At 41.6% G+C, this 12,932-nt stretch carries 9 protein-coding genes; 2 read left to right on the forward strand and 7 right to left on the reverse strand.

Translation table 11 applies throughout. The annotated features are described in order from the left end of the window. Positions 1–69 precede the first annotated feature (69 nt). Positions 70–2,280, forward strand: a complete 2,211-nt coding sequence (locus ACZ5A8_RS10985) for a sensor histidine kinase (protein ID WP_464534102.1) — start codon at positions 70–72, stop codon at positions 2,278–2,280. Positions 2,281–2,374: 94 nt separating this feature from the next. Here the strand turns inward: ACZ5A8_RS10985 and ACZ5A8_RS10990 are convergent, their stop codons facing one another. Further along, positions 2,375–3,109 (reverse strand): YkgJ family cysteine cluster protein, encoded by a 735-nt coding sequence (locus ACZ5A8_RS10990; RefSeq protein ID WP_464533918.1) that lies wholly within the window; start codon positions 3,107–3,109, stop codon positions 2,375–2,377. A gap of 925 nt (positions 3,110–4,034) precedes the next feature. On the opposite strand from ACZ5A8_RS10990, the gene ACZ5A8_RS10995 reads away from it, so the two are divergent. After that, positions 4,035–6,170 carry a sensor histidine kinase gene (locus ACZ5A8_RS10995; protein ID WP_464533920.1) on the forward strand — a complete coding sequence of 712 codons (2,136 nt, stop codon included), beginning with the start codon at positions 4,035–4,037 and terminating at the stop codon, positions 6,168–6,170. A 67-nt stretch (positions 6,171–6,237) separates the two neighbouring features. Here the strand turns inward: ACZ5A8_RS10995 and ACZ5A8_RS11000 are convergent, their stop codons facing one another. From ACZ5A8_RS11000 to ACZ5A8_RS11025, 6 genes are all read right to left on the reverse strand, one after another. Continuing rightward, complete coding sequence (locus tag ACZ5A8_RS11000) at positions 6,238–7,389, reverse strand: transglutaminase-like domain-containing protein (RefSeq protein WP_464533921.1); 1,152 nt, start codon at positions 7,387–7,389, stop codon at positions 6,238–6,240. An 83-nt stretch (positions 7,390–7,472) separates the two neighbouring features. Further along, on the reverse strand, positions 7,473–7,931 hold the full coding sequence (locus ACZ5A8_RS11005) for a helix-turn-helix transcriptional regulator (protein WP_464534103.1): 459 nt from the start codon (positions 7,929–7,931) through the stop codon (positions 7,473–7,475). Beyond that, entirely contained in the window at positions 7,904–8,290 is a 387-nt protein-coding gene (locus tag ACZ5A8_RS11010) for a helix-turn-helix domain-containing protein (protein WP_464533923.1), read from the reverse strand. The genes ACZ5A8_RS11005 and ACZ5A8_RS11010 overlap by 28 nt, the downstream gene beginning before the upstream one ends. A gap of 89 nt (positions 8,291–8,379) precedes the next feature. Then, the gene (locus tag ACZ5A8_RS11015) at positions 8,380–9,624 is read right to left on the reverse strand and encodes an ABC transporter permease (protein WP_464533924.1); all 1,245 of its coding nucleotides are present in this window, start codon (positions 9,622–9,624) and stop codon (positions 8,380–8,382) included. 35 nt (positions 9,625–9,659) lie between these two features. After that, the gene (locus ACZ5A8_RS11020; RefSeq protein ID WP_464533925.1) at positions 9,660–11,060 is read right to left on the reverse strand and encodes a COG1361 S-layer family protein; all 1,401 of its coding nucleotides are present in this window, start codon (positions 11,058–11,060) and stop codon (positions 9,660–9,662) included. Between the two features lies 1 nt (position 11,061). Beyond that, the gene (locus ACZ5A8_RS11025) at positions 11,062–12,027 is read right to left on the reverse strand and encodes an ABC transporter ATP-binding protein (RefSeq protein ID WP_464533927.1); all 966 of its coding nucleotides are present in this window, start codon (positions 12,025–12,027) and stop codon (positions 11,062–11,064) included. Positions 12,028–12,932 lie beyond the last annotated feature (905 nt).

Raw genomic sequence — 12,932 nt, forward strand, 5'->3', positions numbered from 1 at the left:
GTTTCTCCTCTTTTAATATTAAATATATATAACCTTCAAGCTCCTCTTTATTTCTAAGCAGTTGGGGGTATCGTAATAGATATTAGCGAAAAAGTCCTTATAATCACCCTCTTAATTTTTGCAGTGCTTACAGCCTCATTTACATTTACACATAACATGCAGCTATCCAACTTTTTAGAGCTTGAACAGGTTGATACAACAGAGAATGTAGAACGAGTTCAAAACGCGGTTTCTGCCCGTCAGGGTTATATTGATTATGTTGTCCAGGACTGGGCTTGTTGGGATGATACCTATCAGTTTATCGAAGATGGGAACCAGCAGTACATTGATGTGGACCTTCAGAATGAGACACTTGCAGGGATTAGGATTAATGTAATGCTTTTTGTTAATGATTCCGGAGATCTGGTCTATGCAAAATCTGTGGATGTTAATTCTGCGGAAGAAAAGCCGGTTCCTCAAGGGCTTCTGAAAATGATAGAAGACGGAATTCTTCTTACAAAAGGAGAGGATGACTTAATAAGCGGTATTGTTTTGCTCGATGAAGGACCTATGCTTATTGCCTGCCATCCGATTCTTACAACAAAATACGAAGGACCTTCGAAGGGTACTCTCATTTTCGGGAGATTTTTTGATAACTACCTGCTTGAATCCTTCAAAGACGTTACGCGTTCTTCCCTTTCTATGTATAGGACCGATCAGGAAATGCCTCCCGATTTTCAGAAAGAGTTTCAAAAATTTTCGGAAACTCCTGATAAGATTCTTGTGGAACCTCTCAGTAAAGATAGAGTAGCAGGTTATTTTGAATTGAGGGATATTTCGGGCCAGCCTGCCCTAATTGTTAGAGCAGATTTTCCCAGAGAACTCTATTTGCATGGTGAGAGGACCCTCAACTATATGTATTTGTTTTTGCTTTTTACCGGGCTATTGACAGGTATTGGAGTCAAGTTTGCTTTTGACAGGTTGTTTATCTCAAGGTTAGTAGAAATCGATGATTTCGTTACAAAAGTTCGGTCGGAAAAAGACCTTTCCAAACGTTTGTCCCTGAAAGACAATGATGAGCTCTATCGCCTGTCAAGGGAAATAAACGGGATGCTAAATGAAATCTATCTGGCAGAGCAGGAGTTAAAGGCCCAGGAACGCGAAAAGAAAGTCCTGCTTGATTCACTCAATGAACTTGTTGTTTTTGTGAACCCTGAAATGAGAATAATATGGGCAAACAAAGCTGCCCTTAAACACATGCAAGTGAGTCTTAAAAAAGCGGTCGGGATTTTTCTAAAAGCTACTCCAGACACCAGCAGCCCGTTAGTTGAGTACCCCCAGCTTGAGCAGGTCTTCATAACAGGTGAGAAAAAGTCAGGAGAGTTCACTTCAAAAGACGGGAGAGTCTGGTTTTTCCAGGCAATTCCTGTGGCTGATGAAAATGGAAAGATTATAGGGGTCATGGAAACTTGCAGAGACATTACGGAAAGCAAGAAAGCCGAGCAGCTTCTCCATGAGAAACAGATTGCAGAGGTCGCAAATCGTACCAAGAGTGAGTTCCTTGCAAATATGAGCCATGAACTCAGGACTCCGCTTAACTCAATAATAGGCTTCTCAGACCTTTTGTATGAGAAGGTTTACGGGGAAATTAACGAAAAACAAATCAAGGCTGTAGGGAATATTTCAAGGAGCGGAAAGCACCTCCTAAATCTGATTAACGATATTCTCGACCTTTCTAAAGTAGAAGCCGGAAAACTGGAGCTCGATTATAAAGAATTTGAGCTTGCCGGTAAACTCAGTACAATAAAAAATCTGCTGTCTCCTATTGCAGACAGGAAAAGGATTGAGATTAAAATCGATGTAGATAAAAACCTTACCACAATCCGTGCTGACGAAGCTCGTTTTGTTCAGATCCTGTACAACTTGTTAGATAATGCTATAAAGTTCTCTCAGGAAAGTGGACTTGTGAAGGTAGAGGTAAAAAAGGAAGGAGACCTGGTAGAAATAATGGTTAAAGACAATGGAATCGGGATAAAAGCTGAAGACCAGCATAAACTCTTCAAGCCGTTCAGCCAGGTTGACCCGTTTTCTTCAAAAAAATTCCAGGGAACGGGGTTGGGACTTGCACTGGTTAAGCAAATTGTTAACCTTCACGGCGGCTCTGTCTGGTTCAGCAGCAAGATAGGGGAAGGAAGTACCTTTGCCTTTACAATTCCGATAAATGGAGATGAAAGAGACAGTGACAACAGCGAAGTAAAGTCACTTAACGGCACGGAAACGGTTGAAGATCCTGATTTGTAAAGGAAATTTAAAAAAGAATAGGGTAAGGAATCAACTGACTAAAAGTCGTTTGAATATATCGGCTTACCTAAGCCATAAGTTTTTCAGTCTCTTATTAAAATGTGGGCTCCTCAATTTCCTGACAGAAATCAACACAGTAACCTGCCACTTTTATCCTATGTATTCCTACCTTACTTGCTTCTTTCTTATATGCTTCTATATCATGCGTTTCTACTTTATACGCTTCCATATGGCCTTTCTGAAGGCTTAAAAGCTCTTCCAGAGTAAAAACAGCGTACTGACTTTTTCCTTTTCTGCATTTTCTTAACTGGTCATAATCAAAATAAAGGTCATCGTAGCTTACCACATGACTAAACCATTCAATCGGGATAGGAAGGCGGGACAAAAGGGGGATAGCGGATTTGAAATAGTTTCTACAAACTTTCTTTCTTGATAACTGGCACCAATTGTCTATTGTAAAGTTTACCTTTCTATCTTCAACCGTAAAAACGACAGGGTAAATTTTACAGATTATAGGTTTAAAATCCCGACATTCACATACCTCAGTTTCTTTACTCAAGAAAGGACATAACTCTCCAAGCTTTAATACATGAATAAGAGTTCCGTCTTCCATTTTCAAAATATCCAGATACCTTAGTTTGAATTCGGAAACGCTTATACCCATTTTTTTTGCCATATATTCTTTTTCTCCAGGTAGCAGAGTTCCTATTTTATTGTGCTCGCAAGCTCCTCCGCATTCCCTGCAGACATTGAAAGTATTCTGGTTGCTTCCACTAAACATTTTATGGAAGTTCTCGTACATATTCATGGATATTTTTTTAAATCTCAATCTAAAAACCTCGGCTATGTAAAACTGGGTATATTGCTTATATTTTTTTTAAGTCATATTTACATTTATGCATCTCGAAGCTTTTTTTGTCAGACTTAAATAATTATATAATAAGTTTGACTTACAAAGAAAAATATTAAAAGATTTATAGTTTTCAAAAGAGTAAATGGGTATAAAAAATTTACCAGCCTAACCTGAATTTTTTATGATTTAATCTGAAAGTAGCAAAAAATGTTATGCACAGGAGACATGTGGCTGTACCCGGAGGGCACTCAAAAAATTATTCTGGACAGCTCTACAGTAATTTACTACTTTTCTTCTCTCTGATTTTGCGTGCGTAGGTGTGCAATTTATAGATTTGGCACGGGCTCGAAAAACTATGTTCTTACGGGTTCTGCCCTGTATCCCGATTTTTCATATAATATTATAATTCAATATTGGCTTTTGTCTATTTTCGAAAAACTCTGCAGTCAGGGCGGAAAGTTTTACTTAATTCATAATTTTGTTTAAATTTATGGGTCTATCAATCAGATCTGCAGGAATCTAATATGTATTTCTTCTTCTTGAAGTGTAAAAATGATTTTATGAATTTTTTTCCAAAACAACTTTACTCTCAAATCAGTACAGTTTCAGAATCAGTTTTCGTTATCAAAGGTTCCATTGACCTCTCAAAATACAAGATTTAGAGACGCGGTTTGAGTTCTGGGATCAGTTCAAAAAGTGTACTGATAATTCAACAAGAGTACCAATCTTGAGTACCTGCCTTAATTGCACAGGAATTTCTGCTCTACTTAGCAACCTTTATATATTTTTTCACTTCATTTTTATAACAGATATCTGCACTTTAGCTTTTGAATGGATTATGTTTTATGCTGCACGGTTGCAAGTATGTGATTTCACTTCCGGCAGTTTGTTGGTGATGTGTATGGATGTTAGTAAAAAATTATTGGTAGTTACTTTCACAATGTTTGCTTTATTAACTGTTCTTTTAATAGTCGCATCCCATACCATCCTGTTATCCAGTTTTTCCAAGCTTGAGACCCGGGATACCCTCAAAAATACGGAGAAAATCGAACAGGCAATTGCCTGGGAGGCGCTGTCTATTGACAGAACTGCAAGAGACTGGGCTTACTGGGATGATACATACGAATTCATGAATACCCTGAATCCTGAATATATAGAGTCCAACCTGGAAGACAACACTCTATATGACCTGGATCTCAATGTTATGCTTTTTGTAAACAAATCTGGAGTCATGGTCTATCCCATGTCTGTAGACCTGATAAACAGGACAAATGTTCCGGTTCCTGCAGGGCTTCTGGAGAGGATTAACAGTGGGCTTCTCACGACTCGTGGAAATGCGGATTATATGCAGGGAGTCATACTGCTTGAAGAAGGGCCGATGCTTATCGTTTGCCGTCCTATCCTTGTAAATCTCGAAGAAGGTCCTTCTGCAGGGACTTTAATTCTTGGAAAGTATATTGACAGCTCTTACATCGCCTCTCTTGAAGAGCGTACACAGTCTTCCCTATCTCTCTATGCTTTAAACGAGGAAATGCCCCCGGACTTTCAGGATGCATTCAATAAAGCTTTCAGGGGAGAAGGGAATACTGTTAATATTCTTGGAGATGATAGGGTGGCCGGGTATTTCATACTGAAAGATACTACCGGGGAGCCCGTAGCCCTTATGAGAGCTGATTACCCCCGTGACCTCTACGCACAGGGCAAAAAGACTCTGACTTATATTTACGGTTTCCTGCTGCTCAGCGGGATAGTTATAGGAACCGCGACCAAGTTCAGCCTGGATCGTCTCCTTGTCTCAAGGCTAATTGCTATTGACAGTTTTCTTGAAAAAGTAAAAAGAGAGAAAGATATCTCAAAGCAGCTGGACGTCGATGGAGAAGACGAGATCCACAGGCTTTCAAAAGGTATCAATGAAATGCTTTCCAGTATCAAACTTGCTGAGCAGGAACTTAAGTCCAGGGAATATGAAAAAAAGTTTATTCTCGATTCCCTTGAAGAAATAGTGGTGCTCAGGGATCCTAACTTTAATATTCGCTGGGCGAACCGGGCTGCCCTCAAAAACAGGGATTTGTTAACGGTTAAGGTTAAAGAGATGACTTCTGATTGCCACAAGGCTGCGGACAAAGAGATTATCCAGAAACCACGGTATCCACAGGCTTCCGGCTGGACTGATCAGGAGTTCACCTCTTCCGATGGAAAGACCTGGCTTCTCAGGTCAAAGCCTGTGTGTGACGAAACCGGAGATATCATTGCAATTCTGGAAACAGGTGTGGAAATTACGGAACGGAAGAACTATGAAATCGAGCTCTTCAGAGCAAAGCATGACGCAGAAGTCGCAAACCATACCAAGAGTGAATTCCTTGCAAACATGAGTCACGAACTCAGAACTCCACTAAACTCAATAATAGGCTTTTCCGACCTTCTGTATGAGAAAGTCTATGGAGAACTTAATGCAAGACAGCTCAAAGCTGTCGGGAATATTTCAAGCAGTGGGAAACACCTGCTGAACCTGATCAATGAGATCCTTGACCTCTCTAAGGTAGAAGCAGGGAGCTTTGAACTGCATTACAGCACTTTCTGGCTGGCTGAAGCATTTGCTGAAGTTCGGGATATGCTGTTTCCATTTGCCGCCAGCAAAGGAATAAATATAAAATTTGAGATTGAAACTAGCCTGCCCAGAGTATCTGCAGACAGGGAGAGAATCATGCAGGTTCTCAGCAACCTGATGACAAATGCAATTAAATTTTCAAATGAAAATGGGTGTATAAGAGTTAAAGCAGCACAGAGAAATGACTATATAATGATAGCTGTCTCTGATGAAGGAATTGGCATTGCAGCAGCAGACCACGACAAACTTTTCAAGCCTTTCAGCCAGATAGACTCTTCCTCGTCTAAAAAATATCAGGGAACCGGGCTTGGTCTTGCTCTTGTAAAAGAAATCGTGCATCTCCACGGCGGAAGCGTCTGGTTTGAAAGTGAAGCCGGAAAAGGGAGTACCTTCGGTTTTTCGATCCCCTTTTCCGGCAGGAGTGAATGACTCTGAGCTCCTATTCTTCTTCATCCGAAGTATCCAGTTTGCTCAGATTCAATCCCAGTATTGAATTTTAAAATGAAATAAGGATTGAAAATGTCACTTTCGACCCGATCATATTTTTTGATAGCTTTCCGCTTTTTTGATAGCTTTCCGGTTTTTTGTTCCAAGACACTGGAGCATTTCCAATCTTCGTTCCTGAATCTATAAAATACTCGTTATTATAGTAATACCAGATTTCCACTGCCGGATATATGTTACTACTATATTTCTCATAGTCAATCTCCGATGCATTCGCAGACATCAATTCTGAACTTTCGTCATCATAGTAAGGTCCGTCAGTAGGGTCAAGGGGGAACCATTCTCCATCCTCGTAAACCTCTACCCAGGCGTGTCCGCCGCTAACATCCCCGAAATCGACTTTTCCTATTGCAACCCGGACTGTGCTCTCATTGTATTCTTCTGAAGCTATCAAAAGGGAAGCCAGGCAATTTGCCTGTTCCTCACAGTCACTCGCAGGTTCGCCATATACCGGGTTGCTGGAATAATCAGGAGTTTCTTCCAGGAATTCGGTCGGAGTAAGCCACTTTTCTTCTGCATTATTCAGAGTCTCGTCTGATACCCAGGTCCAGGAGAGAGCTGCTTTATAAATCCCGTACTTATCATCAAGACCGTTTTCTTCGATGTAAGAGTTTACAGCCTCAGAGTCCGGGGTGACATACGTCTGGTAATTTGATGTTATGTTTTTTCGTTGTAGCGGCTGTTCTTCCATGAAATTATTCAATTCATCTCTGTCAGGAATTCCCCTCCTTACAGGCTCTTCTCTGGTAGGAGCAGGAAGCAACCGTTCCGGTCTTTCCCTCCTGAAAACGGGCTGGTTATTTTGCACTATAAGTTGTCTATTTTGCATCATATCTACATCCCTGGCAGGCAGGCTGAACTCCAAATTCCAGTTTCCAACAGCATAACTTTTATTTTCAAAAATATCTATCAAATTTAGATACCGGCTTTCCGAAATCCGGCTCTCGATGGATGAACAGTAAGAAGTAATACTGTCTGCAATGAGCTCACTGGAAGTGAAACTCCCGGAAATGGTCTCATAAATACTGGTTATGCAGCAGGTTTCCCGGGAAGTTCCGGAATTTCCTGCCTCCAGGCTTTCGCAGGCACAGACAGATACTGCCAGTATAAAAACAGCCAGCAAAATTATAGCAATTTTTTTCATTCTGTTACCTACCATCCTGCTTTTCTTTCTATTCAATTTTCTTATGTTGAATTTTTTCCGCTTTATTCATGTAAGTTCATTTTTCATACTTCCGCAGGCTTCAGATTCCCACAGTCTTTCAGGTCTCTGCTTCGTAAAGACTCCGAAAACTCCTCATAATATCTGTACAATTCTTTTCCCCAATGCAAAGCCCCATCTTCAAAACAGATTATCAACTGACTGCTCAGTTTCCCGCTATTATGAAAAAACAATATTGCCATAAACCGATCTGTCACCATAAAGACAGGCAGGTTTACTTTCCTGCTGCAAACAAACAGTTTAGTGTTTTCAGTTTCCAGAAGTATTTTTGTTTCAATAGGGAAGTCATTGAATAATCTTTCAGCTATCGGTTCTGTCACACATAAAGAGAGCTTTAAGCCTGTTTTCGCAAATCCTGAATAAAGGAGTGGGATTTCCGGATGCAGGCAGGAGAAAAAAGCAAAAATCTCCCCTGATGCCCTTAAATGTCCTATAATTACCTGTGGGATTTGAACATATGTGATGCATCAGATTCAATTAGTTCAAACCTTCCCAGGTCTTCGAGCTTTCTCAATAAAAAGTCGGGAACCGGAGTCAGGTCATGTTTCTTCCAGTAACCCATATTTTCCTCAAAGAAAGCCAGTGAGTCCAGCAGTCCTTTCAGATTCTCAATTATCGGTATCGCCATGCACGATAACTTGTATTCTCCTCTTTTTTCCTCAAGAAGCCCGGAATCTAACAGTTTTTTTATATGGAGCCTTAATGAAGCAGAAGTTATGTCAAGTAAACTTTTAATTTCCTCAAAACTTCCGGGTTTCCTTTCTATAAGTAAGAGTATGTCTCTTCTTTTTTCAGGGAGAACTGCCAGGTCAATAAGATTCATTTTATCCCGTTCTCTGCTTTTTCCTTGGCAAAAAAATTAAGAAAGGTTTTATCCTTTCTTTTAATTCACTTATTTCCGGTTTCTTCCGGTTATTCGTATCTCAACGCATCTACAGGTTTCAGTTTTGATGCTCTGTAGGCCGGTACTACTCCTGAAGCCACACCTATTCCTACTGCCAGGATAAGCCCGAAAGCCATAAGGTCAGGGGCAAGAGATATGCCTGAAGAGCCTCCCCCTCCCATCATAGTCATGCCCAGAAGTGGGAATAGAGTTGAAACACAGGCTCCCAGCATAACTCCAAGGATGCCACCAACAAGGCCTACCATTGAGGAGTTAAAAAGGAAAATCATAAGGATATCCCTGTTTTTCGCTCCAATGGCTTTCATAGTTCCTATCTCCTTGGTCTTTTCAAGGACTGAGGTAAACATAGTGTTTGCAATACCCACAGCTCCTACAAGGAGGGATACAGCTGCAATTGCTCCGAGGAAGAGGGTCATCGAACTTGTCATTTCGGTGACGGACTCAGCCATTGACTTAGAGGCTGTCACGGAAAAGTCCCTGTCATCATCCCGGATAATATGCCTTGAAACCATGAGCTTATCCTCGATGTCTTCCATCAGTTCGTCAACCAGACCCTCACTCTTGGCTTTTACAGTGATGGTGTCATAAACATCTTCTTCTGCATCATCAAGCAGGTTTACTGCCCCATCGATTGGCATGTAAATGCTTCTGTCTCCCCCTCCTTCTTCTGCAAGAATGCCGACAACGCGCACTGCTTTACCGTTAATTGTTATTACTTGGTTCACACCTATATTCTGGTCATAAATTCCACTGGCAACGCCACTTCCAATGACTGCAGCATACTTGTCAGATGGCTCGAGCAATCTTCCTGATTGCGTCTCCAGAGTAGTCATATACTTCCAGACCTGAGGGTCCACGCCTGTGATTGAGAGAGTTGCATTTTGCGCTGCATAAATCACCGGTTCACTGCCGGAAATTTGGCCAGCTATATATTGTATACCGTCCAGGCCCTGAAGTGCATCGATATCATCATCTGTCAATTCGACATCCGTTGTCATGCCCCCTCCTCCCCCGGGCCCTCCGGGACCCGGCATATTGGATGATGCTTTAGTATACCCTGGAGATATGGTTATTTTTGTCAGGTCCATCTCGGCAAGCCTGCTCTGTACCTGCTCCTGCATGGCATCCCCGAGAGAGAGGATGCCAACAACAGACCCGATCCCTATAACTATCCCGATAATGGTCAGCCAGCTTCTCAATTTGCTGTGCAGAAGCATGTTCAGGCCCATTTTCAGGTAGGTTGAATTTCTCATCTTGCATCCTTCCGTTATCTGTGGATGTTGATTTTTCAGTCTCTGGGTGTCTTACAGCCGTATTTCTGTTCTTCAGGCTTTTTATCTCCTGATTTTTTCTCTCTCTTTACCAGCATTTTTTCCTGTATTTTCTTCCTGTATACGAATACTCCACCTGCAAGCACTATTACAGCAATATAGGGCAGGTATGAACTGATGCCACTTCGTTTACCTTGTCCGCCTGCCTGTGCAGTTATACTTCCGCCGGTAATTTCGAGTTCTACTTCCTTATCCACCGTGATTCTTTCTCCTTTCGCATCAGTATATTCAATCTGGACTTTTAGTGGATTGCCTTCCACAGAAGCAGCAGTTAAATTTCCCCCTTCAGCACTTGCTTTTGCAGTACCCGGTGCTCCTGAACCACCTTCAACCACTGCGGCATCCTGTACGCTCGTCACATCAAAGGAAGCGATTGTGTAGTCTCCTTTCTCAAGGTTTCCTACAATCGTTGAGGAACTTCCTGACACTTTGTAATTGTCCTGTTTCGGAACCGATACTTTTACTGAATATGCGATGTTGTTGCCTACGTTTGCAACTGAAAGAGAAATCTCTCCCGCATCACTTTCCGAGAAGGCTACATCAAAGTCAGTTTCTCCACCTACGAAAACTCCTGCTGTAGTCTGAATGATTTTTTCATTTGATTCGTAATCTTCCAGAGTGAGATTTATATCCAGAGTGTAAAGTCCCGGATCTGCATTTACATCTGCCATTACCGAGTAAGCAACGGTCACGGATTCCCCTGCATCCAGATACTTGATATATTTGGTATTGTCAGAGTATACCGGGAGGATCACGCCTTTAGGGTCTTTCCAGGAAACGACCATGTTCTTCAGAGAGGAAGTTCCGGTATTCGTTATGATGAACTCAAGAGTCTCTTGCTTTGCTATGTCAATATTCGCCTTATCTATGGTTACAATCTGAGCGTATTCTTTACCTCTCACATCGAGCTGGATTGTTTTTGTAGTGGTCATCGTGCTTGAGGAGGAACCTGATCCGCTTTTGTAAGTAGTAACGATGTCAATATCATACGTACCTGCAGATGCGTTGGAATCTGTCATAAGCTTGAATTTAAGGACGCCTCCCTCGTTGTCATCCTGCCGTGCATTCAGATAGGAGACCTTTTTTACAATAGATTGTCCTGAAATTTCTGTGAAGGGGTATTCCGGATTGACGGTGACAGTAATATCCTTTATATCCTTTGTACCAACGTTCTGTACGCTGACAGTGAGTTCAACGGGTTCTCCGGGGCGAGCAGAGTCCGGGTTCTGGTTAGTCAGGTTCACCTGCATGGATGAAGAGTTTATGTTTCCGTTTGATGCGCCAAGTGCTGTTCCAGCTCCAAGGCATATGAATGCAGAAAATAACAGTATTAATGTTAGTAAAGAGAATTTCTTCATTTCAATTCCTCAATTCATCTGGTTCATTTTTCTTGCGTTCCTCGATTTTTTCGATCTCACCGTCTCTTATGTACACAACTCTTGTTGCATATTTTACAAGCTCAAGGTCGTGGGTAACGATGATAATCGTCTTTCCTTCCTTTTCATGCAGTCCGTCCAGAAATTCCAGGATATAGTCTCCGGTCTTGGTGTCCAGGTTTCCTGTTGGCTCATCTGCCAGGATTATAGGCGGGTTCACAGCCAGGGAGCGTGCTATGGCAACCCTTTGCCTTTGTCCGCCTGACAGCTGAGAAGGCAGGTTTTTTCTCTTTTCCGAAAGCCCGACTATATCAAGCAGGTATGCTGCTTTTTTTCGGGCCGTCTGTATATCTTCTTCCTGGAATTCCAGAGGCAGTAGTACGTTTTCTTCCGTGCTCAAAGTGGGTATGAGGTTGAAACTCTGGAAAATAAAACCGATCATCTGACCCCGGATGCGGGCAAGCTCGGATTCAGCAAGTTCTGAGATATCTTCTGAGTTCAGGTAAACAGTGCCTTCCGAGGGTATGTCCAGGCAGCCCAGCAGGTTCATAAGTGTACTTTTACCACTTCCACTGGGGCCAAGTACTACCAGGAACTCACCTTCATAGATCTCCAGGTCTATTCCTTTGAGAGCTGCAAACTCGACTTCTCCCATCTGGTAAATCTTCCAGACATCAGTCAGTTTGATCAGTGGGTCTTTCTCACTCCGGGTGATTCGGGTAATTCCAGAACTTTTAACAGAACCGGTAGCTGAAATGCTGTACGGGTTATTTTTTAGATCCTTCCCGGAATCATTTCCCCCTGAACTATTATCAGATTCATCAGATCCATTAGATTCATCAGATTCATCAGATTCATCGTAGAAACTTGCCGTTTTTTCGAACGAATTCATAATTTTTGAGGGATTCAGATTATTTTTAAATGCTTCAATTATTTCAGTAAGTGTCATAGATTACCTCTAAAAAGCTAGTCATATCCGAGTTCAATTTTTCAGGTTGAACTGAATCTTTTCAGGGTAGCTTGAGTTTGAGCTCTTTTGGTTCGTCTGATTTCTATCTTTCTCACTACCAGTTTCGTGATCATATCTTGTGATCAAATCTTATGTCCTTGGACAGAGCATCCGATTGACAGTAAATTATAACTGGGAACATTTTTTTATATTTATTTATGGTGATAAATTTATTGTAATATTATTTATTGTGGTCTAAATTGAACCATATTATAAGGTCCAATTAGACCCGATGTGGTTTAATGGGTCTTGATAGGTAATGAGGCACTTGCAAGATGCATAGTGCCTCATCTTCTGGGGTGTAGGGTTTCTGTTTGACTGCTCCTTTCCTCTAGTTCTTAAACAGGTAACACCTGGAGATGTTGTGAAGAGTTTCCAGTTTTCTGGTGGCGAGGTATCCTTTCCAGGTGTTAGTCCCCGTTTACTCCCATCTGACTGAAGCACCTTTCAGACAGGTGCTCTGCCAGCTGACTGCTCAGGAGGGACTTGAGGCAGTCAACCTCATCATGGGCATTTAATAATAAAAGCATACTTAGCTCAAAAAAGGGAATTTAAGGAATGAATTTATCAATGAAGCTTTTCTAATGGGTTTCTGACTAATTTATTCTTTAATCAGCCTTTAATCAGCAATTATGATCCCTATAAAGTATTATTATCTGTCATTATTATTCGTAAGCATGCGCCCGCTTTCCCTTAGAGCTGTTTTCAATGGGAATAAACCGGGGGTTCAGGTATCGTACTAGTCCCTCTGTTCCTTCCCTGAAGCTCTTATATCAATAGACCTCCGAAATTTGAATACTGAATATACATCGCAGAAAGCAGCCGCTAAAGCTAATCAGACACAG

The organism is Methanosarcina subterranea (assembly GCF_055385895.1).

Coding starts and splice junctions, on each gene's coding strand:
- ACZ5A8_RS10995 (WP_464533920.1), top strand. CDS start 4,035: ATGGATGTTAGTAAAAAATTATTGGTAGTTACTTTCACAATGTTTGCT.
- ACZ5A8_RS11000 (WP_464533921.1), bottom strand. CDS start 7,389: ATGAAAAAAATTGCTATAATTTTGCTGGCTGTTTTTATACTGGCAGTA.
- ACZ5A8_RS11010 (WP_464533923.1), bottom strand. CDS start 8,290: ATGAATCTTATTGACCTGGCAGTTCTCCCTGAAAAAAGAAGAGACATA.
- ACZ5A8_RS11015 (WP_464533924.1), bottom strand. CDS start 9,624: ATGAGAAATTCAACCTACCTGAAAATGGGCCTGAACATGCTTCTGCAC.
- ACZ5A8_RS11020 (WP_464533925.1), bottom strand. CDS start 11,060: ATGAAGAAATTCTCTTTACTAACATTAATACTGTTATTTTCTGCATTC.
- ACZ5A8_RS11025 (WP_464533927.1), bottom strand. CDS start 12,027: ATGACACTTACTGAAATAATTGAAGCATTTAAAAATAATCTGAATCCC.